General features: G+C 70.3%; 16 protein-coding genes. 5 read left to right on the forward strand and 11 right to left on the reverse strand.

The features are described from left to right. Positions 1–165 precede the first annotated feature (165 nt). On the reverse strand, positions 166–528 hold the full coding sequence (locus KUA19_RS22225) for a DoxX family protein (RefSeq protein WP_217398491.1): 363 nt from the start codon (positions 526–528) through the stop codon (positions 166–168). 103 nt (positions 529–631) lie between these two features. Here KUA19_RS22225 and KUA19_RS22230 point away from each other — a divergent pair, with 103 nt between their 5' ends. Beyond that, on the forward strand, positions 632–1009 hold the full coding sequence (locus KUA19_RS22230) for a winged helix-turn-helix transcriptional regulator (RefSeq protein WP_217398493.1): 378 nt from the start codon (positions 632–634) through the stop codon (positions 1007–1009). Between the two features lie 190 nt (positions 1010–1199). Further along, the gene (locus KUA19_RS22235) at positions 1200–1820 is read left to right on the forward strand and encodes a hypothetical protein (protein ID WP_217398495.1); all 621 of its coding nucleotides are present in this window, start codon (positions 1200–1202) and stop codon (positions 1818–1820) included. A gap of 9 nt (positions 1821–1829) precedes the next feature. Here the strand turns inward: KUA19_RS22235 and KUA19_RS22240 are convergent, their stop codons facing one another. Continuing rightward, on the reverse strand, positions 1830–2891 hold the full coding sequence (locus KUA19_RS22240; RefSeq protein ID WP_217398497.1) for an FAD-dependent monooxygenase: 1062 nt from the start codon (positions 2889–2891) through the stop codon (positions 1830–1832). A 56-nt stretch (positions 2892–2947) separates the two neighbouring features. Between KUA19_RS22240 and KUA19_RS22245 the strand changes: the two genes are divergently transcribed. Then, positions 2948–3511 carry a TetR/AcrR family transcriptional regulator gene (locus tag KUA19_RS22245; protein WP_217398499.1) on the forward strand — a complete coding sequence of 188 codons (564 nt, stop codon included), beginning with the start codon at positions 2948–2950 and terminating at the stop codon, positions 3509–3511. Between the two features lie 134 nt (positions 3512–3645). On the opposite strand, the gene KUA19_RS22250 is transcribed toward KUA19_RS22245, so the two are convergent. The 3 genes from KUA19_RS22250 to KUA19_RS22260 form a co-directional block, all read right to left on the reverse strand. Then, on the reverse strand, positions 3646–4941 hold the full coding sequence (locus tag KUA19_RS22250; protein WP_217398501.1) for a S1 family peptidase: 1296 nt from the start codon (positions 4939–4941) through the stop codon (positions 3646–3648). Positions 4942–5234: 293 nt separating this feature from the next. Beyond that, positions 5235–7148: a fibronectin type III domain-containing protein gene (locus KUA19_RS22255; protein WP_217398503.1), complete on the reverse strand. Its 1914-nt coding sequence runs from the start codon at positions 7146–7148 to the stop codon at positions 5235–5237. Between the two features lie 164 nt (positions 7149–7312). Further along, positions 7313–7822, reverse strand: coding sequence for a mycothiol transferase (locus KUA19_RS22260; protein WP_308167572.1), 510 nt, complete (start codon positions 7820–7822; stop codon positions 7313–7315). Positions 7823–7963: 141 nt separating this feature from the next. On the opposite strand from KUA19_RS22260, the gene KUA19_RS22265 reads away from it, so the two are divergent. Then, positions 7964–10180, forward strand: coding sequence for a DUF11 domain-containing protein (locus KUA19_RS22265; protein ID WP_217398506.1), 2217 nt, complete (start codon positions 7964–7966; stop codon positions 10178–10180). A 1625-nt stretch (positions 10181–11805) separates the two neighbouring features. Then, entirely contained in the window at positions 11806–13911 is a 2106-nt protein-coding gene (locus KUA19_RS44615; RefSeq protein ID WP_217398508.1) for a bifunctional diguanylate cyclase/phosphohydrolase, read from the forward strand. 80 nt (positions 13912–13991) lie between these two features. On the opposite strand, the gene KUA19_RS22275 is transcribed toward KUA19_RS44615, so the two are convergent. The 6 genes from KUA19_RS22275 to KUA19_RS22300 form a co-directional block, all read right to left on the reverse strand. Then, the gene (locus KUA19_RS22275) at positions 13992–15569 is read right to left on the reverse strand and encodes a pectate lyase family protein (RefSeq protein WP_217398510.1); all 1578 of its coding nucleotides are present in this window, start codon (positions 15567–15569) and stop codon (positions 13992–13994) included. Positions 15570–16022: 453 nt separating this feature from the next. Beyond that, complete coding sequence (locus tag KUA19_RS22280; RefSeq protein ID WP_254549941.1) at positions 16023–17219, reverse strand: MFS transporter; 1197 nt, start codon at positions 17217–17219, stop codon at positions 16023–16025. A gap of 48 nt (positions 17220–17267) precedes the next feature. Next, positions 17268–18122, reverse strand: coding sequence for a hypothetical protein (locus KUA19_RS22285; protein WP_217398514.1), 855 nt, complete (start codon positions 18120–18122; stop codon positions 17268–17270). Positions 18123–18472: 350 nt separating this feature from the next. Further along, positions 18473–19126 (reverse strand): spermine/spermidine synthase domain-containing protein, encoded by a 654-nt coding sequence (locus KUA19_RS22290; protein WP_217398516.1) that lies wholly within the window; start codon positions 19124–19126, stop codon positions 18473–18475. An 89-nt stretch (positions 19127–19215) separates the two neighbouring features. Next, a complete protein-coding gene (locus KUA19_RS22295; protein WP_217398518.1) occupies positions 19216–20841 on the reverse strand; it encodes a glycoside hydrolase family 10-like protein in 1626 nt (541 codons plus the stop codon). A 319-nt stretch (positions 20842–21160) separates the two neighbouring features. Beyond that, a complete protein-coding gene (locus KUA19_RS22300; protein WP_217398520.1) occupies positions 21161–21967 on the reverse strand; it encodes an MOSC domain-containing protein in 807 nt (268 codons plus the stop codon). Between the last annotated feature and the right edge of the window lies 1 nt (position 21968).

Consider the following 21968-nt stretch of genomic DNA (forward strand, 5'->3'; position numbering starts at 1 on the left):
GATGCTGGTGACAGGGATGTCGGGCGCGGGCAAGTCCACGAGGTCGTCCTGCTGAGCGCACCCCTCGGCGTCTCGACGGGCGGCGCCCCGTGACAGAACTCGCGGACATCGTCGAGCGACTGCTGGACGCGGCCTCCTAAACCGCCGCCCGGCGCCGATACCCGGTCAGAGAGCCGTGGCCAGCCAGGCCGCGAGGGCGGCGAGGATGATCAGGACGGCGTTGAGGCCAGTCTCCTTGACCTCGCCGCGCGACAGGTGCAGACCGGCGGCCAGCAGCTGGAGGATCACGAAGCCGATCGCGGCCACGAGCGCGAGCACCGGCGCGATCCCGGTCAGCGGCGGCAGGATCAGTCCGAGCGCGCCGAGGATCTCCACGACACCGATCAGCCGGACCACCGGCATCGGCACAGTGTCAACCCATCCCATCATCGGCGCGAGCTGCTCCTTGCTCTGCGCGACCTTCTTCCCACCGGCGTATAGGTAGAACACGGCCAGCAGCCCGGCGATGATCCAGTACGCGACGACCACGGCGACCTCCAATGGTTACGACTTGTGCGGAACACCATGATGGGTCACCATCGGGAGCCTTACAAAAGGCACATCCATGTGCCTGACCTCGACCAGGAGCCCGATGTCGGAGTACGAGAAGGTCTGCCTGATCCGCGGTGACGGCGGCCGTGCCATCCGCGGCATCCTCGACCGCATCGGCGACAAATGGACCCTGCTCGTGGTCGCGACCCTGCACGGGCAGCGCATGCGCTTCACTGAGCTGCTGCGGCGCATCCCCGGCATCTCCCAGCGGATGCTCACCCTGACGCTGCGGCAGCTGGAACGCGACGGGCTGGTCGGGCGTACGGTCTTTGCCGAGGTGCCGCCACGGGTCGAGTACGAGCTCACGGCCACGGGCCGCACGCTGGTCGGACCGGCGGTGGCGCTGGCCGAGTGGGCGGTCGAGCACAACCCGGAGATCGAGCGCAGCCACCAGGCCTACGATTCCCGCGACCACTAGGTCCTGTCTCCCGGGTCATGGTCCTCTCCGGCTGAACGGGGACGACTCGGGCAGATCTGACCAGCGCCGCGAGGTGCCGAAGCATCACTGCCATCACAGCCCGCAAGCGGTGGACCGGCCGGGGCTGCAAAACGGGCGCGACTCTGGTGGAATCTCGGGCGTGTTTCGGAATCGTCGGAGGATCATCGCGGTGGCGCTCGTCGCGCTCCTCGCGGTCGGGTTCGTGGTCTACCGCTGGCAGCATGAGCGGCCGCCCTACGGCCCTGAGGTGCTGGAGCTGACCGCCACCGTGCAGATGCTGCCGTCCGAAAAGGGGCTGGGGGCCGATTATCACGGGATGAAGTACAACGCCGATGAGGAGTCCACCGTCGTTGGCGGGCGGATCTCTTGGCGGCCGGTGCCGGGCAGCCACGGCGACTGGCACGACGATGGCTGGTTCATGATCTTCGTGGTGGACAAGCGGGTGGATCTCAAGCCACCACAGATCGCGGGTGTTTCGGGGAGTGGGCACAGGGTGCTCTCCGGCGGCGACGGCGTGGAGAATCGGGTGGCGGAGAAGTACCCGTGGCTCCGAGGCGCAGGCGACATCAAGATCGACGACCACACGTGGCAGGGCGGCGGCAGTGCCCTGTCCACCTCGCCCGCCACGGGCGAGGTCACCTTCGTCGCCGAGTTTCCGCGGATCCGAGACGGCGACCCGGAGCGGCGCTTTCTCGCCTCCGCCCCGATCGCATTGTCAGACGTCATGGTTGCATTGGTGTATATCGGGCCTGCCCGACAGGTCTACTGGGCAACGCGGTTGTACGGCTAGTCCCGCCCGTCAGGCGGGCGGCCCGAACGACAGGGCCAAGCGCATGACGAGGTCGCGGGCAAGGTGCCAGCGCCTCGCCTGGGCCAGGCGGTTGACCATCAGCGAGGCGGCGGCCATACGCTGGGTCGGCCGACGGCGCTGCCGGTCGTACGCCCGCAGCCCCTCGGCCACCTCGCCGCCGCCCAGGCACCCGGCCAGCACCGCGCCGTCGATGATCGCTTGGCAGGCGCCCTGCCCGAGGTCGGGGGTCATCGCGTGCGCGGCGTCGCCGAGCAGCGCCACGTTGCCGCGCACGTATGACGGCAACGCCGGTGCCAGGTGGTGCAGGTCGTGGCGGATCACGTTCGAGGTGGCGTACCGGTCGAGCACGGCCGGGATGGGGTCGTGCCAGTCGCCGAAGTGACGGCGCAGCTCGTCGGCGTCGGGGCGCGACAGCCGGTGGTGTTCGGGCACGGTCAGCACCGCGTACCAGTTGGTGCGGCCGGGGCCCTGTGGGGTGACGCCGAAGCGGGCGCCGCTGCCCCAGGTCTCGCCGCCGGTGGAGATGTCCAGGTCGGCGGTGCCGCGCCACACGGTGGCGCCCACGTAGCGCAGGCCGTGCCGGTCGCCGAACAGTGCGGCGCGCACGCGGCTGCCGATGCCGTCGGCGCCGATCACGACGTCGTGTTCGGCGCGCAGGCCCGTCACGTCGTCGACCGGGGTGTCGAAGCGGACCGTCCCGGACGGCAGCGCGTCGTGCAGCACGCGCAGCAGCGCGGGCCGGGGCACCAGGTGCACCGGTTCGCCGTGCCGGGCGCGGATCCGGTCCATGTCGAGGGCCACGATGGGCCGCCCGTCTGGCCTGCGGATCGCGCCGTTCTCCTGTGGGCGGCCCGCGGCTCGGACGGCTGGGCCGACGCCGAGGCCGTCGAGGGCGCGCAGCGCGGAGGGCCAGATGCCCAGGCCGGTGCCGGTGGTGGGCAGGGCCTGGCCGCGCTCGTACACGGTGACCTGCCAGCCTGCGGCCCGCAGGCCGATCGCGGTGGTCAGACCGCCGATGCCGCCGCCCACGACGGCTGCTGTTCTCGTCATACCCCGCAACGTACTACAGGTGTAGTGCGCCTGACTACAGGTGTAGTGTGCCTCTCATGTCCGATCGCAGGCAGCAGACGCTCGACGCCGCCATCGCCGTGCTCGGCACCCGCGGGCTGCGGGCCCTGACCCACCGCGCCGTCGACGCGCAGGCGAGCCTGCCCGAGGGGTCGACCTCCAACGGGTACCGCACCCGCGACGCCCTGGTCGGCGCGGTGCTGGACCGCCTGGTCGAGATCGAGACGCAGGTATGGCAGCGGCTGGTCGACGAACGTGCCGCCCCGCCCGCCTCACCCGAGGAGTTCGCGCAGCTCATCGCGGCGATGGTGCACCAGCTGACCGGAGCCGCCCGGCACCTGACGCTGGCCCGGCACGCGGTCTTCCACGAGGCGGCGTTCCAGCCTGAACTGCAGGGGAAGATCCGCGCCGCGCGGGACCGGCTGGCCGCCTGGGGCATCCCGTGGGTGGCCCGGCTCGGCTCCACCGATCCGCGCACCGACTACCTGAGCATGCTCGCCCTGGTCGACGGCCTGGTCGCGATCCAGCTCGCCTGCCCCGACCCGGACTTCGACCCCACCCCCGCCATCCGCACCATGCTGGCGGGCATCACCGCCCACTGACCGGCCACCCCACCAAGATCAGCGGGCAGTTTCGGGGAAACTGCCGGAATCATCGCCACGATTCCTGCACTTTCCCCGAAACTGCAGCGAAACCCGCGCCACGCGCGGCCGGGGCGCGGGGTTCGAAGCGCGGGTCAGTGCAGGATGTTGACGTTCAGTTCGCGCTCGGCGGTGCGGATGCCCTGGTACACGATCTCGCAGTCGTCCTCGTCGCCGCCGACGAGGATGCCGTAGCCGACGTGGCTGGCGAACATGGGCGCACCGCTGTCACCGGGCTTGCCGCAGTTCTCGGTCAGGCCCAGGTTGCGCATGGTCAGGCCATCCAGGCTCGCGGTGAGGCCCAGCTCCTCGACATGGCTGCAGTTGGTGACCCGGGTGGCCGCGCCGGTGGTGCAGATGCGCATGCCCACGACGCTCATGTTGTCCGAGGCGATGTGGTACGTCGTGTTCTCGGTCGTCTGGAAGCTCAAGGTGACCAGCACCCACGGCTGCGGGTTCCAGCCGGTCGCCGACGAGTCGTTGATCCGGATGATCGCCATGTCGCCGATGTAGGTGTCGAAGATCCAGTGGTGCACCGGGCCGATGTCGGTCGAGGTCAGCGCGACGTTCTTGCTGCTCCATGTACCGAGGTGCTGGTAGGCGCAGTGTCCGGCGGTCACGACGTACTTGACGCTGTCCACTTTGCTCTGGGCGATGAACCCGGCGGTGCACCAGGTCGACGGGTGGTTGATCTTCACGCCGCCGCGCAGCGGCTTGTCGCAGTACGGCACGTCGCACGCGAACGTCTTGAAGGCCCCCGAGGAGGTACCCAGGACCAGCCCCGCCCCGAGCCGAGCCTGCGCCGTCGTGATCAGATCCTTCTGCGCCGCGGTCAACGTGCCGGTCCGCGGCACGTGCAGCATCAGGGCGTTGAGGTCGGTACGGATGCCCGCGCTCAGCGGCGCCTCCACCCCCACATTGGTACGGATGATCTGATCGGCCAGCCAGTCGTTGTCGGCCGCGAGTTTGGCCGCCGACCGCTTGACCGCGACGACGTCGTACCCGTCGGTCAGGCCGACCGCGGCCGCGGCCGCCTTCACGATGCCCCGCACCTCGTCGTCGACCGAACCGGTCACCCCGGCCTTGACCCGGTCACCGTCGCGTACGTCGATCCAGACGTTGCCGTAGCGGGTGCCGAGCTCGCGCTGCAGCCGCTCGTCGAGGTCGGGCGCGACCAGCTGCCAGGACATCCGCTTGCGGGCCTCGGCCTCGCTGATGCCGCGCTCCTTGGCGAACCCGACCGCTTCCTCGGCGAACGGGTCTTCCGCGGCGGGTGCGGCAGCTGCGGCGGCCGGGGGCTGCCGGGCCGCAGTAGCGGCGCCGGGCGGCAGCACGGCAATGGCCAGGACCAGCGCACCGGCGCCGAACGCCAGCCGCTTCCATCGAGCCATCGTGATCTCCTCGTATCGGTGGGCGAAGTGCCCTCACGATGCGGGCCACCCCCACCTCCACGCCACGCCACGTCGCCCTTGCGACTGTCGGGGATGGGCAGCCGCCCGAGCGCCTCGCGAGGCGGGCCGGGGCGGGGTGGGGCGTCGTGCAGTTTCGGGAGAACTGCACGAATGCGGGCCAAGATTCCTGCAGTTTCCCCGAACTGCAGCGCGTTCCCCGACGCCGCCATACGCGGCGCGGGCCGCCACCGGGTGTCCGGTGGCGGCCCGCGCCGTGGTGCGGTGGCCGAGGGTCAGCCGGTGAAGCCCGCGGTGATGGCGGTGAAGGCCCAGTCGGACTGGGCGATGCCCGAGCACGACTCCTGCAGGCCGCCGCCCGCGCAGCCACGGTCACGGTTGACCGACCAGAAGGCCAGGCGCGCGATGTGGTTGGTGTTGGCCCAGTTGCGGATGCTGGTCCAGTTGGCCAGCGAGGTGATCTCCGACTGGTCGGAGTACCCGTTCATGCCGGAGATGCCGACGTGGGCGAACGCCTGCGCGTCGCTCCAGCCGAACGCCGTCTTGAGCGCGTTCTTCAGGCCGGTCGCGGCGCTGATGGTGCTGGCGGACATGTCCGCGCCGCCGCCGAAGTCGAACGGCATGATCGTGAACACGTCGATGTTCGCACCCAGCGCGGCCGCCTGGTTGATCAGGCGGGTGCCCCAGTACGACGGGCCGGTGGTCGTGGTGCCGAAGGTGAGGATCGTCTTGATGCTCGGGTTGTTCTGCTTGACGATCTTCAGGGCGCCCAGGATCCGGTCCTGCACGACCTCGCTCTCGAACTCGTCGGTGTTCTCGATGTCGACGTCGATGTACTTGAGGTTGTACGCGTTGATGACCTGCTGGTAGGCACCGGCCAGGGCCGAGGCCGAGGAGCAGTTCGGGCCGAGCTTGTTGCCCTGCCAGCCGCCGAAGGAGATCTCGACGTCACCGCCGTTGGCGCGGATCGTGTTGATGGTGGACTGGTCCACACCGCCGGTCAGCGGACGGGAGCTGTCCCACATCGGCACGCAGCCGCCGCCGGAGAGCATGAACGCCATCGTGAACTGCTTGATGCCGGTCGAGCTCATGACGGTGGCGATGTTCGGCGGGCTGCCCCAGCCGTTGTAGTAGTACGGCGCGGCCATGGCGGTGCCGGTCGGGCAGCCGGTGGTGGAACCGGTCGCCGACGTCGACTTCGCCGACTCGCCGGAGCCGTTGTACGCGGCCACGGTGTAGGTGTGGCTGCCGCAGGCGGCCAGGCCACTGATCGTCGCCGTGGTGCCGGTGACGGTCGCGCGGACCGTGGTGCCCTCGTACACGCGGTAGCCGGTGACGGTGCCGGTGGAGGCGTTCCACGCCAGCGAGATGCTGGACGCGGTCGAGCCGGTGACCCGGAAGTTGCCCGGCACGGACGGCACGCCGCTGGTGCAGCCGGTGGTGGTCGCCGAGGCGGCACCGGACTTGGCCGACTCGCCGGAGCCGTTGTACGCCGCCACGGTGTAGCTGTGGCTGGTGCACGTGCCCAGGCTGCCGATCGTGGTCGAGGTGCCGGTGACGGTGGCGACGACCGTGCTGCCCTCGTACACCCGGTAGCCGGTGACCGTGCCGCTCGCGGCGGCCCAGGACAGGGCGATCGAGGTGTTGGTGATCGTGCCGACCGACGGGGTGCCGGGGGTGCCGGGCACGCCCGTGCCGCCGGGGCCGTCCACCGACACGTCGTCGACGTTGTACGTCGGCTGGCCGTACCAGCCGTTGACGTACACCTCGAGCGAGGTCTGCGAGGCGCCGGTGGTATAGCTGACCGACAGCTGCACCCAGTTCGAGGCGGCGTTCGGGTTCCAGGTCGAGGTGCCGCCGGTGATGCCCAGGTAGACGTAGCCACCGCCGCCGCGCACCCACGCGGTCGCGGTGTAGGTGGTGCTGGGCTGGACCGACACGGTCTGCTTGCACTGGGCGTAGTCGGACGCGCTGGGCACGCCCTGCAGGGCCTTGGTTCCGGAGTGGACCGGGCTGGACACGACCGAGCCGAGACCAGCGCTACAGGTCCACGGCGACAGGGAGCCGGACTCGAAGCCGGGGTTGCTGAGCAGGTTCGCCGCCGAGGCGGGGCTGGCGGTCATCACGACCGCGGCGGCGACGGTCACCGCGGCAGAAGCCACCGCGGCGAGCTTTTGGCGGAAACGCATTGTCGACCTTCCTTTGGGGGAATGAAACATCGACGAACGGGACAGAAGCGTTTCCGTGAACATACAAGAAAGACAGTTAACAGTAAAGAAGCTTGCCTATACTGACGCGGCGCCACTGGCAAGGTTGGCGGCCTCCCGCCATACCGGACATTTCTTCGCGATCGCTACTCGGGACGCTCGTCTTCGGAGAGCTCGGCGACGATGTCGAGGTGCCCGGCGTGGCGGGCGTACTCCTGCACCAGGTGCAGCAGGATGCGCTCCAACGTCGGCGGCTCGGCACCCTCCCAGCGGGGTCCCGGCTGCCCCACCTCGGCCAAATCGGTGGCCATGATGATCTCGCGGGTGTGCTCGCCCTGCGCGCGCAGCGCGGCGACCACCTCCTCCGCCGGCTCATCCGGGTCGACGTGCCAGCGCCCGTCGCGCCAGTCACCCCAGGGCTCCTCGAAGGTGCGGCCCTCGAACCCCCACTCGATCCAGCGCAACTCCACCCAGCGCAGGTGCTTCAGCAGTTCCAGCGGACTCCAGCCGGAGGCCAGGCGGCTGCGGCGCAGCTCGTCGGGTGCCAGTCGGGTCGCCTTGGCCAGCACGGTGGCGCGGAAGTAGTCGAGATAGGCCGCGAGCACCGCGTTACGGGACTCCATCGGCACGGACGGGCTGGGCGGTGAGGTCGTCACCCGCCGAGTATCACCCAAGCTCCGCACCGAGCCCGCAGACCACACCATGGCCACTAAACGTAGTTAGGTGATTACCTAACGTGATCCGACGCCGTTGACGATGTGGGTGATTGGACCCAGATCAACCAGCTAGGAGGCACGTTGTCACCCAGACGTCTTCTCGCCGCACAGGGAGCACTGCTGCTCGCCGGCGGACTCGCGGCGAGCCTCGCGCCAGACCCCGCACGGGCGGCGCCCCATCCGACAACAGGTTCACCGGCGCGGACCGCCGCCCAGGCGCTACCCGTCGTCGCCGACCTGTATGTCAACAAGGCCGACTTCCCTGACCCGGTCCTGGCCGGACGGGTGCTGACCTACACCATCGAGGTCGGCAACAGAGCAGGCGGCGCAGTCCCCACGGTGACGCTGGTCGACCAGCTGCCGACAGACTTCGTACCGCTCACACCTCTCCCGTCAGGCTGCGTGTTCGACCAGACGACCTTCAAGGTCACCTGCACCATCACGAACCTGCAACCGGACCAGGTCGTGCCGATCGCGCTGCAGCTGGAGATCCCTTCGAGCCTGCCACCGGGCATCCTCACCAACAAGGCGACGGTCAGCGCGAACAACGTCGTCGACCCGGTCGCGGGCAACAACACCGCGACCCAGACCACCACCGTCGAGCGCTCAGCCGACCTGGCCGTGACCAAGGTCTGCAAGCCCGACAAGCCCGCACCGGCCGGAACGGGCGGTTTCTGCACCATCTACGTCGACAACCTCGGGCCGTCCGACGCCGTCGGCGTGATGCTGCACGACACCCTCAGCTCAGCCACACCGTTCCAGGTCGTGAGCGTGGGGACCCAGCCGGTCGCGCGGTGCGCGCCGACCTCGACCGGGCCGGTCACCGACGCCGAGATCCAGTGCAACCTCGGCACGATTCCACCCGGCCGCCGTGCCGCCGTCCGCGTCGCCGTCAACGCACCCGACGTCTCGCAGATCAACGACGTGGTCCGGGTCGACGGCAACGGCACCGACCCGAACCTGGACAACAACGAGGCCATCGGCCGGGTCGAGTTCGTCGGGTCGGCTGACCTGTCCCTCGACAAGACCGGACCGGAGACGGCCCTGGGCTCCTCCGAGTTGACCTACGAGATCACCGTGACGAACAACGGCCCCTCCACCGCGCACGACGTCGTCGTACGCGACACGCTCCCGGCCGGGGTCAGTTTCGTGTCGGTGACCCCGAGCAAGGGCAGCTGCACCAACGGCCAGCCGCCCGGTCGCGACCTGGTCTGCGGCCTGGGCAACCTGGCCAATGGCGAGAGCGTCCTCATCAAGGTCGTGGGCAGGCTCGACGCCGACGCGGTGACGGGCACCATCCTGTTCAACGAGGCCGTGGTGTCCAGCGCGACCGCTGACCCGGACAACGACGACGTCCTTAAGAGCGTGAAGACCACCGTCACCGCCGACGCGGACCTGTCGGTGACCAAGGATGACGATCCGGACCCGGTGCTCGCCGGTGACCAGCTCGTCTACACCATCACCGCCAGCAACGCCGGCCCGTCGACCGCGCAGCAGGTCAAGCTGGAGGACACCCTCCCGCCGGACACCGAGTTCGTCTCCGGCGTCGACGCCGAAGACAACTCCGTCTGCGTGTTCCAGGGGCCCGACCAGGTCGTGTGCCAGCTGGGCGACCTCGCGTCCGGAGCCTCGAAGACGGTGACCATCACCGTCGCGGTCGACCCGTCGGTCGAGGACGGCACCACCCTCACCAACGAGGTGACGGTGTCGTCCACCACGCCGGACTCCAACACCGACAACAACACCGCCTCCACCGATACCGACGTGGAGACCTCGGCGGACCTGTGGATCGAGGCCGCCGGCCTCGCCCCGGGCGAGCAGGTCGCCCGGGTCAAGCCGGACGAGCACCAGCAGATCGCCTTCCTGGTGACCGTGCACAACGACAAGGGCTGCGCGGGCGACTCGCCGACCGCCGTACCGGACACCCGGGGCAACTGCGGCGAGGGCGGGCCGTCGGACGCGCAGAACGTCACCGTGGTGGACCGGCTGCCGCTCAGCCCGGACCGGCTGGAGGTGCAGTACGTCTCGCGTGATTGCGACTACGACGAGCAGCGGCACGTCGTGACCTGCCACGTGGACACGATCGCGGCCGGCTCCACGGCCCAGTTCGTGATCAAGGCGAAGGTGCTTGACGCGGACGACGACGATGACGACGCCCGGACCGAGGGCAAGAAGAAGGACAAGGACAAGGAGCGGCTCGTGAACATCGCGACCGTGTCCAGCTCCACGCCCGACCCCGACCCGGCCAACAACACCGTGGTCACGGTCCTCTTCCTGAATGACAAGGACAGGGCCTGACCCTGTTCGGATGAGGACGCCGCCGGTGCCGCGATGGTCGCGGCACCGGCGGCGTCATTCGTAGCTGAGACGCTGGACAGCTGGTCCCCGGTTCACGACGTGCCGGATCGGCGGCGGAGCCCTACCCTTTTTTAGATCTTCAGATCCCCCACATGCGCGGAGACCAGGCGCCGGCGATCACCAGCAAGTGCACTGACCTCGGATCACCCCGCCTGCGCGAGGAGCAGTTGCCGGATGGGCGTCGGGCCGCGTTCGCTTGAGATCCTTCCGGATGTGCGAGGAGCAGCGATTCGGCCTATACGCGTCCAAGACCGAGATGGGATCACCCCTGTGGGCTGGCAAGGCAGATAATCCGGTCGGCAGGCTGATCGATCTGGAACGGATCATCAAGCGCGTACGGGGAACAGCCGCCGAGGCCGATGGTCAGCATCGTCGAGCTCGATCACGCTTGCATTCGCGGGGAGCAGGTGCGGCAGTGTGGCACGCGATGCGGGTGTCAGGATCACTCCCGCATAGGCGGGAAACAGTGGGATACAACGGGCGAGGACAACCTGGAAGTCGGATCACCCCCACATGCACGGAGAGCATGACAACAGCCACCTGTGACACATCCATTTCAGTGGATCACCCCGCGTACGTGGGAAGCAAGCACCGGAGCGGGCAGCACGAGGGAGTTGTGGGGATCACCCCGCATGCGCGGGGAGCAGGGGCCGGTCATCGCCAGGGTGGTCACCGCCGCCGGATCACCCCCGCATGCGCGGGGAGCAGTCGTCGCCGCCCCAGAGGCTCAGCGCGTAGGCCGGATCACCCCCGCATGCACAAGGAGCAGGCCGCCACCCTGGCGATCGTCAACCTCGACCAAGGATCACCCCCGCATGCGCGGGGAGCAGTCGACCGCTCGGCCGACCGCGTGCCAGGACCGGGGATCACCCCCGCATGCGCGGGGAGCAGCATCAGGCACCCGCTTCCGGCAGCCACACGCCGGGATCACTCCCGCATGCGCGGGGAGCAGACCGGCCGCGACGTCGCGACGCTGCGGCGCGCGGGATCACCCCCGCATGCGCGGGGGTGATCCGTGGCCGCCGAAGCCGAGCATGTGTGCCCACTTCTGTTCCCCGCGCACGCGGGGTGATCCGGTGCAGCTCAAATGGGTGCACACGCAAAGGCCCCTGTTCCCCGCGCAAGCGGGGGTGATCCCGCCCCTCCTCACGTGGGCAGCCTGCTCCCCGCGCACGCGGGGTGATCCCGCCAGCGCGTAGCTGAGCAGGGCTGCCTTGATCTGCTCCCCGCGCAGGTGGGGGTAATCCGCACGGATCGCGCTCGCCGCCTTGGCCGCGCGAATGTGCTGCTCCCCGCGCACGCGCGGGTGATCCCAACCAGCTGTCGGCGTGCTGGAGCGGTTGGCCTGCTCCCGCGCATGTGGGGGTGATCCATCTACAGCGTCACGCAACCCTGACCGCGAACTGCGCCCGGCGCACGTAGAGGTGACCCGCATCGATCCATTACCACCCGCCATCCTGCACCTCCGAGCGGCTGGTGTCCGTGCGTTTGCTTTCGGTCAGGGTCCCGGCGCGCGAGACTTGGTACGGACATGTAGTCGGCATGGTCGGGAGGTCGCCACGGAGGTGAGTGGAGCGGCCGGACAGACCCGGGCGAAGGGCGCCGCTTCCGACCGGGTCGTGCTGGCGACTGTGCTCATCGGCTTCGCCTGGCTGGTGTTTTACGCCCTACTGGTCTTCTTCACCCAGGATTCACCATCGGCGTCCCTTCTGGTCGGCAACGTGGTGTATCTCGTACCCATCGCCGCCGCCGCGGGCCTGAGCATCTACGCCGCCACCCGTACGAGACATCGCGTCCGCACCGCCTGGCGCCTGCTCGCCGTCTCGAATCTGCTCTGGTTCGCGGGCGAGTTCACCTGGGCCCGCTACGCCTACCAGGAGCCAGGCCACGTGCCGATGCCGTCGTTCGCGGACGTCGGCTACTTCCTGTCGTACCTGATCGCGGTGCCCGCGATCGTGGTCGGTCTGGGCGCGGGGCTGCTGCGGCAGACCCGGCGGATGGTCGACGCACTGCTGGTGGCGGCCGGTGGTGCCGCGCTCGGCTGGCAACTGCTGCTCGGGCCCCTGATGCCGACCACCTGGAACGCCGGGGCGGTCACCGCGTTCATCTACCCGGTGCTTTCGGTGAGCCTCGTCAGCATTCTCGCGGCGGTGGTGCTGAGCGGGCCGCGGCACGTGCCGCGGTCCATGGTGATCGCCGGAGCCGCGTTCGGGATCGCCGCGCTCACCGACGCGGCATACGCCTATCTGACCCTGGAGCACGAATACCGGACGGCGAGCTGGTTGAACATGGGCTGGCAGGCCGAGGCGGTGCTGCTGTGCATCGCCGCCGTCGTGGCGGGGCGCAGCGGTGAGTCCGACGAGCGGCCCACGGTCGAGCCGGATCTGTCGTTCCTGCCGGTGATGGTGGCGGTGGTGACCGTCTGCGGCGTCGCGCTGGCCGATCTGGTCGTGGTCGGGGAGCTGTCGCGGGTGACCCTGGGCGTGACACTGCTGCTGCTGGTGGGGCTGCTGGTGCGGCAGGTCGGCGCGTCCCGGGAGCGGACGCGCGTGGCCGAGCGGCTGCGCAGCGAGGCGATCACGGACTCGCTCACCGACCTTTACAACCGGCGCCATTTCGAGGAGATGCTCGTGGTGGAGGCGGCCTCGGCGGTCCGGCACGGCACTCCGTTGAGCGTGGTCCTGCTCGACCTGGACCACTTCAAGGAGGTCAACGACACGTACGGGCACGCGACCGGTGACGCGGTGCTGGCCGAGGTGGCCCTGTTGCTGCGGCGGTCGGTGCGGGCCGGGGACCTGATCTGCCGGTACGGCGGTGAGGAGTTCGCGTGCCTGTTGCCCGGCACCGACGGGCAGGCAGCGGTCGACCTGGCCGAACGCATCCGTGCCGGGCTGTGCCGGACACCGGTGACGGTCCGGGGCAGTTCGGACCGGATCCGGCTGACGGCCTCGTTCGGAGTGGCCTCGGCGGAGGCGGGGCAGGCCGACGTCGGGAAGCTGGTGGAGACGGCGGATCAGGCGCTGTACCGCGCCAAAGCACTCGGGCGTGACCGGGTGGTGGGCTCGGGGCTGGCGCCCGCGGCACCCGATCCGGTGGCCGAGTTGCCGCCGGGGCTGGTGTGGTTGGCCGACCGGATCGACGTGGCGTCGGGCGAGCCCGCGCACGCGGCGATGGTGTCGTCGTGGGCGACACGGACGGCAGTACGGCTGGGGCTCGACGGGGCGGCGCAGCGCCGGGTCGCCGCGGCGGCCCGACTGCACGACCTCGGCAAGGTGGTCACCTCCGCGGCCTCGCCCGCGGCGCAGGACGTGCGCCGTCATCCGGAGGAGGGCGCCCGCCTGCTGGTCGAACTGGCCGACCGCCCGGATCTCGCGCCGCTGGTCGCCGCCCAGCACGAGAATTTCGACGGTACGGGGTATCCGCGCGGGCTCGCGGGCACGGACATCCCCATCGGCGCACGGATCATCGCCGCGTGCGACGCCTGGGCGAGGATGCGGGCGGGCAGGCCGCCCACGGCGCCGTTGAGCGAGGCCGAGGCCAGGCGCGAGCTGGTCCAGGGCCGCGGCACGCGGTTCGATCCGGCGGTCGTCGACACGCTGCTCGACCTGATCGACGAGTCCGCCGAGCCGGGCGCGGACCTCAGCCGGACCGCCCCCGGTCCGGCGCGGTGAACGGGCGTCACGGGGCGGGCCCCGGACGGGCGATCACCGCGCCGCGGCCGAGCATGGTCGCGACGCGGTGATCGGAGCCGTCAGGCGTACGTCTCGTACTCGGCGACCTTGGGGGTGCCGGTCGAGCTGGTGATCTCGAAGGTGATCTTCTTCAGCGAGGTCGAGGTGAAGCTGATGACGCCCGCCCGGTTGCCGGTGGCCAGGACGGCGCCGGTGTCGGCGTTGATGACCCGCCAGTTCCCGATCAGGCCGACCGCGCCCGAGGACTCGCGGATGTTGATCCGCGACACCTGGGTCGCCGAGGCCCACTTGATCGAGATGGATCCGGTCGTGCCGGTCGGCGACCAGTAGGTGTTCATGTCACCGTCGCGGACGTTGCCGTAGCTGGTGCCGCTGGCCTTGCTGGAGCCGTCGGAGTCCGCCCCGATGCTCAGGTTGGTCCCGCTGGGCTGGCTGGGGCTCGGCGACGGGGAGCTCGGGCTCGACGAGGCGCTGGCGCTGGCACTGGGGCGCGGCGACGGGCTGCTGCTCGGTCCGGCCGTCGGCGAGGTGGGCACGCAGCTGCCGTTGGACACCTGCAGGCCCTTGTTGGCACCGGCGGTCGCGGTGACCACGGTCGGCACGCAGCTGGCCGGGTCGAGGGTGTACGCGTACGGGATGCTGACGGTGGTGTTGGAGACCGGGTTCGGTCCGGCGGGGTTGTGGTCGCTGGAGTGGGCCGACCAGGTCACGTTGTCGAAGATGTTGCCGCTGACCTGCCAGTATCCGGCCGCGTCGGTGTAGAACGTGCCCAGGACGTCAATGGAGTTCTTGAAGTAGTTGTTGTCGACCTTGGCCTTGGCGCCGGCCCGGGAGTTGATGCCGGACTCGTTGAGGCTCACGTAGTAGTTGTTGTAGATGTGGGCGATGCCGCCACGCAGCAGCGGCGTACGCGAGTCGATGTTCTGGTACAGGTTGTGGTGGAACGTGATGAAGCCGTTGCCGGTGTCGGTCTCGCTGGAGCCGATGAGGCCGCCGCGGCCGGAGTTGGTCAGCGTGCTGTAGGACAGGGTGACGTACCTGGTGTCGTCCTTCATGTCGAACAGGCCGTCGTAGCCTTCTGCCTCGCCGCCGGAGGCCTGGAGGTTGACGTGGTCGACCCAGACATTGCGGACGGTGCTCTCCATGCCGATGGCGTCACCGCCGTTGGACAGGGGCGAGCCGGACTTCTTGACGTTCCGGACGGTCACGTTCTGGATGATGATGTTGCTGGAGTTGCGGATGTGAATGCCCAGCTGATCGAAGATCGCGCCGCCGCCGACCCCGATGATCGTGACGTTGCTGATCTCCTTGAGCTCGATCTTGTCGGCGGCGGTGTTGCAGCTGGGCCCGGACACCTGGGTGGTGTTGCCGTGGTTGATGGTCCCCTCGACCTGGATGATGATCGGGGTGCTGCTACTGGCCCGGGTGCACAGGGCGGTGTGGATCGCGGTCCCGGTGGTGGCCCGCACGGTCGCGCCGCCCGCGCCGCCGGTGGTGCCGCCGTTCTGGGTCGCGAAGCCGGTGACGCCGCCGGTCGCGGCCGAGGCCTGGGGCACCGACAGGGCCACCCCGACGGCGGCCGCCGCGGTCGTGGTGGCCACGGCCGCCGCCAGTCGCCATAGGACTTTTCGCTTCATTGTGGTCTCGCCTTCGTCTTCGATTGCCTGATGTCGTCGCGGTCGCGGGGTCGCCGAGCAGGCAGCCGGGACCCCCGGCTGGTCGCCGGTGAGATCGCCTACCGCCTCTGATGTGGGTGCTGTGCTGGATCGGATCGGTTGTCGCGGCGCGGCTCGGCGGCCGGTGCCGCCGGCAGTCGCGTCCAGGTCAAACCGGTGGAGCCGTGGGCCTGCCCGGCGCGGCCGGACCTGTCCGGTCAGGCGCGATCGGACCGTCCGCGCCCACGCGCGCCTGGTTGACGCTCAGCGGGTCGCCCGGCCCCGCCGACGCTTGGAAAGCGCATTCCAACCACTACGGTGCAGCCCGCGACAAACGAAGTCAATGAATGACCGTTTGCAGGATTGTTGCAGCGCCATGAACCGCGGATTCACCACCGCGGGCCGGGCAGGTGATGGCCGGTGTGGATACGCCGCTCAACCTGCGGCGGGTGACACGGCCGCGGCCATCGGTCGGGGCCGTAGCGCGGCGGCCGAGGCCGCCACGAAAAGAGCCAGCACCGCCGGCACGGACAGCGCGGCGGGCAGCCCGGTGACCTCAGCCGCCGCCCCGATCACGATCGGCCCGACCACGAAGCCGAGGAAACCGAGACTGGCCACCCGGGCGATCGCCTGGCCGGCGCGGGCCGGGTCCTGACTGCCCGCCGCCGAGAACACCTGCGGCGCGATGCACGCCAGGCCCGCACCCAGGCAGCCGAATCCGGCCACGGCGGCGACCGGGTGCCCGATCAGCAGCGCCACACCGAGCCCCGCGGCGGCCAGCAGCCCGCTGGCCCGTACCAGCCGGACCGGGCCGAGCGCTCTGGTCAGCCGGTCGCCGACGAGCCGCCCGGCCATCATCATGATCGAGAACGCGGCGTACGCGGCCGCGGCGAAGCCGGGTGTGCTGCCGAGGCTGTCGCGCAGGTAGACGGTGCTCCAGTCGGCGGCCGCCCCCTCCCCCACCAGGCAACAGAAGACGAGCACCCCGAGCAGGGTCACCCCCGGCAGCGGGGCCACTGTGCGGTCAGGCCGCACCTGGGCCTGCGGCGCGTCCGCGTCGAGCCCCCAGCGGGCCGTCGGGACCGCGGTGACCGCGACCAGGCCGGTGACCGCGGCGAAGGTGGCGGTGGCGCTCAGCCCCGCGTACGCGCACAGGCCGCCGATGGCCGCGCCCAGGAACCCGCCGACGCTGTACACGGCGTGGAACGACGACATGATCGGCGTCTGCCAGGCCCGCTGCGTCTGCACCGCCGCCGCGTTCATCGCGATGTTCAGCAGCCCGTGGGCGGTGCCGAAGGCGAGCAGGCAGGCGACGAGCACGACCAGGTTTCCGGCCAGGGCGGGCGAGACCAGCAGCAGGCCGTCGGCGAGCACGATCGGCAGCAGCAACCTGGCGCTGCCGAGGCGGTCGACCAGCCGTCCGGCGGCCTGCATGCCGATGATGGCACCGGCGGCGAAGGCGAGCAGGCCGACGCTGAGCTGCCCGTCGGTGAGCTCGAGGTGCTGCTTGATGGCGGGGATGCGGGCGGTCCAGGTGCCGAGGATGGTGCCGTACAGGGCGAACTGGAGGCTCACCGCGATCCGGGCGCGTCGCAACGTGCCCGGATCCCGGTCGGAGGGCGCCGTGGGCATGGTCACCGTCCACAGTGTCGGAGGGGTGTCCGACGCTACCAGCAGCGGTCAGTCGGCCTTGGCCGCGGTGATGGCGTTGCCGTCGCCGAGTTTGCCGCCGTTGACGGTGAAGGTCCAGTTGCCCGAGCCCAGCGGCAGGCCGGTCACCTCGACCGTCCAGGTGCTACCGGACTGGGTGGCGTTGACCTGGGTGCCGGTCGGCGGGGTCTGGCCCAGGAACGAGTTCGCGATGGAGGAGTTGGCGTAGCGGGTCATCCGCTGCTTGTTGCGGTCCTGCCAGGCCGCCATGAAGTCGGAGACATACTGGTTGGCGGTGGTGGCGTACTGGGTGCGGTTGATGAACACGTCGGTGGTGGCGGTCGGGTGGCCGAGCTGCGTGTTCATCATTGTCAGCCGTGCGTCGTCGCCGTGGGCGTTGCGGTAGTCGCAGGCGGTCTGGCCGTCGCCGGCCGCTTCGCACTTGAGGTTGGTCCACTGGCTGTTGGGCTTGCCGTGACCCATGAACTGCGCGACGGCCGCCTGGTTGGCGTAGAGGTCCAGTCTCGACTTGCTGCCGGTGGCCCAGGCGGCCAGGGTCGCCAGGCCGTAGTCCTTGGCCGACGACGGGAACGACGGCGGCTTCTCGCCGCTGCCGCCACCGGTCGACGACGACTGCGGCGCCGCGCTGGCCGATGCCTGCGCGCTCGGGTCGGTGCTCGCGCTGGGCCCGGCGGTCAGTTCCGTGCTCGCGGTCGCGCTGGTCCGCGGTTCGTCCTTCTTCCCGCAGGCGGCCGTGCCGAGCAGGGCGAATGTGAGCACCCCGGCCAGCGCCAGCACGGCTCGGGTCGATGCCTGGGCGGACTTGTCATGGGTACGCGTCCGGGCGGCGCCGGGGGCCGCGTGGCGCAGCGAGGAGGGGTTCATGGCCGTCACGGTAGGTTGATCGACTGACTCCGCCAAGATCAAGTCGTAGATCCGACCCAGAACGCCGGGTGGCGGCCGGGTCGGCGCAGCGGACCCGGCGACCGAATCGATCGTCTGATCGAGTACACCCGTTTGACGGCGGTACGTCTCCGGGTACATCGCAGGCATAGACCTGTTGGAGGCAGAAGATGACGCCCACCGATCCGCTTGATCCCGTACAGCCGCCGGTGCCGATGCCGGAACCGCCGCAGCCGCCGGTCCCACCGGTTCCCGGGCCGCCGCAGCCGCCCACGCCTACGCCCTCACCGATCCCGCCGGTGCCGCCGCCGCCCATGTGACCGGCGGCCGGTTCAGCGCGGACGAGCCAGATAGACGATGTCGGGCTCGCCGCGCGGGACGGGTATACGCAGGATCCGGACCGGGCCGATCGCCGCGGCGAGCCGCCGCGCGTAGGCGGGCGACTCGTTCGCGCTCCACACCGCGAGGACGCCGGCCGGGGTGAGGTGTTCGCGCAGCAGTTCGAGGCCGTCGTGCTGGTAGAGGGCGGCGTTGGTGTCGAAGACGGTCCAGTCGGGGCCGTTGTCGATGTCGAGGCAGATGGAGTCGAAGGTCTCGTCGGTGGTGCGCAGCCATGCGGTCAGGTCGGCGGTGACCACCCGTACCCGTGGGTCGTCCATGGCCCCGGCGCTGAACCGGGCGAGCGGCCCGCGGTGCCAGCCGACCAGCGTTGGTTCGATCTCGGCGACGGTGATGTGGGCGGGCTTGGCCGAGGCGGCCGCCTCGGCCAGCGAGAAGCCGACGCCGAGCCCGCCGATGAGCAAACGGGCGCCGTCGGGGGCGGTGTCCAGCGCGGCCCGCACCAGCAGGCGTTCGGACTGCCCGGCCCGGGTGTCCATGAGGAACACGCCGTTGCTGATCACCTCGTAGTGCCCGGCGCATTCCCGGAGCACCAGCTCTCCGCGCGGGGTGACGGCCCGGTCGACGGTGGTGGTAGCAGTCTCCATGCTCAGGAAGCTACCCGTGGTGCCCCGATATGTCGCGTTCATTGCGGGCCGGGCACGCCCGTCAGGTGCGGGCGTGCCCGGGTGCAGGATCAGGGCACCAGTCGCGGCGGGCTGGCCGGGCTCTCGTTCCAGAGCCGGTCGACCGAGGTGACGTAGTACGTGTAACGCTGTCCGGCGACCGCGGTGGTGTCGGTGAACGACGTGCCGCGGGTGGTGGTGATCAGATGGGTGGCGTCGGCCAGGTCACAGGCGCCCAGGCGCGGCTGGAACCCGTCGAAGCGGTAGACGGCGTACGAGGCGGCCTGGCCGAATGGGCCGAGGCCGTCGGCGATCGGCCGCCAGGCCAGGTCGATGCCGTCGGACTGACGCGTGGCCGAGGTGACGACCGGGAACATCAGCGGCTTGGCGGGCAGCTGCGCCATCGTGGGTACGAGCGCGGGCTTGCTGTACTGCTCAGCGGCGACGATGTCGGTGGCGCCGAGTCGGTTGGCCTTGACGTCCTTGGCGGAGAAGTGGACGTTGCCCGCGACGTTGTAGTCCCGGTTGAACGTGATGTGCTTGCTCATCTCGTTCGGGTCGAACCACGCGGCGGGCTGTCCGGCCAGGTTGATCTTGTAGTCGGCCTGGCCGACGTAGAGCTGGGTGTTCGTGCCGGACACCACGTCGGACCACCACGGCACCAGCTTGGCGTAGTCGGCCACGGCGAAGCCGATGCTCCAGTAGACCTGCGGCACGATGTAGTCCAGCCAGCCCTCCTTGACCCACTTGCGGGTGTCGGCGAAGTTGGCGTCGTAGGACTGGGTGCCGTTGGTCTCCGAGCCCAGCGGGTCGGCGGCCTTGTTGCGCCAGATGCCGAACGGGCTGACGCCGAACTTCACCCACGGCTTGCTGGCCTTGATCCGGCCACTGAGCTCTTGGATGAGCAGGTCGATGTTGTGGCGGCGCCAGTCGGCCTTGGTCGCGAAGTCCGCGCCGTACTCGGCGAAGGTGGCCTGGTCGGGGAAGTCCTGACCGGCGGCCGGGTAGGGGTAGAAGTAGTCGTCGAAGTGGACGCCGTCGATGTCGTACTTGTCGACCGCGTCCATGATGGCGTCCTGCACGAACGCGCGTACCGCCGGAATGCCCGGGTTGTAGTAGAGGCGGCTGCCCGCCGCGTTGACCGGGTAGGCCAGCGCCCACTCGGGGTGCTGGCGCACCGGGTGGTTGGGCGCGAGCAGGTTCGGGTCGGCGCCGGCGCCCTGCGGCATCGACACCCGGTACGGGTTGAACCAGGCGTGGAACTCCAGGTTGCGCGCGTGCGCCTCGGACACCAGGAACGCCAGCGGGTCCCAGCCGGGGCCGTTGCCGTCCCGGGCACCGGTCAGCCACTCCGACCACGGCTCGTACGGCGAGGGCCAGAACGCGTCGGCGGTCGGGCGGACCTGCACGACGACCGCGTTGTGGTTGAGCCGCTGCGCCAGGTCCAGCCAGCCCCGGTACTCGGCCTTGAGCGCCTCCTCGGCCCGGCCCGGCCCGCCCGGCCAGTCGATGTTGACGACGCTGGCGATCCACATCGCCCGGAACTGGCGCTTGGGCAGCGCCGGGTTGAGCACGCAGTCTGCGGTGTCCTGGGCAGACAGGCTTCCGGCGACCGGGTCGGCCTGCGCGCCTCCAGGCAGCAGCAGCGCCCCGAGCAGCGCCGTGGTCACCGCGGCAGCGGTGATTCTCCTCCGCATGAGATTTCCTCCACATAAACGGATCAGTGCAAAGGAAAATTTCACTACTTCACCAAGAACGCAAGTCTTTCGATCAACTCTCTCCGGATCGGACCGTCCACGCGGGCCGCGAAGCATCCGGCATCGGCGCATTCCCGACACCCGGTGGCGCTGGCGACCGCGCCCGGCGGTGGGATCCTGGTCCCGTGCGGAGCGAGTCGATCGAGCCGGTGATCCGACTGCTCGGACCCTGCGAGGTGACCGGGCCGTCCGGGGTGGCCGGTCTCGCCGCCACTCAACAGGGCGCGGTAAGAGCTGCGTCGCGGCTCAGCGGCGGCCCCTACCGCGCGGTCAGCCGCTGCCCGACGGCCAGCGGCCCCGGGGCCAGGACCTCGGCGTACACGCCGAAGCAGGCGGCTCGGCCGAGCCCCGGCAGCTCCTTGCGGTGATGGCGGGCGAGGGCGCCCAGCAGCGCCCGGTCGGTGGGGCGCCCGGCGGCGTCGAGCGCGGGCGCGATGCAGCGCGGCGTCGGCAGCTGCACCCGCAGCACCACCGCACCGGCCCGCAGTTCGGCGCCGGGCTCGGGGTCGGCGGGCGCGTCGACGACGAGGTTGGGCCGAAACGGCCACGGGTCCACGCCGTCGCGGCCGATCTCGGCGGCCAGCGCGGCCAGCGCGCCGGTGGTGACCAGGTGGACCGCGCCGAAGTCGACGAACCGGCCGTCGCGGGCGGTGTAGGCCGCGTCCGTCTCCTGTCCGGGCCCGGCGGCCAGCCAGTCGGGCACCATGCCCGGGTCGTCGGGCAGCAGGCGGTGCAGCCGCGCGCCGGCGGGCGCCTCCCGGCTCAGCCGCACCGGGCGGCCCAGCCACTCGCTCAGCGCCCGGTCGGCCTCCGCTGTCCCGGCCAGATGGTCCCGCCCCGCCACGCGGACGACGGTGTCGCCATCGGACGGTATGGACGCCCCGACCGCGCACATGCCCGTCCAGCGGTGCGGATGCTTGAGGCTGACCACCGACCCGTCGGTCTGGTCCAGACACGCCCACCGGCGGTCGCCGCGCAGGCCGCCGGGTTCGACGGCGACCTGGTCCACGGCCTGGCCGAGGGCGCTCTTCACCGGATAACGGCGGATCGCGATGATCGGGCCCACG

This window comes from Catellatospora tritici, from assembly GCF_019083965.1.
Classification (GTDB): domain Bacteria; phylum Actinomycetota; class Actinomycetes; order Mycobacteriales; family Micromonosporaceae; genus Catellatospora; species Catellatospora tritici.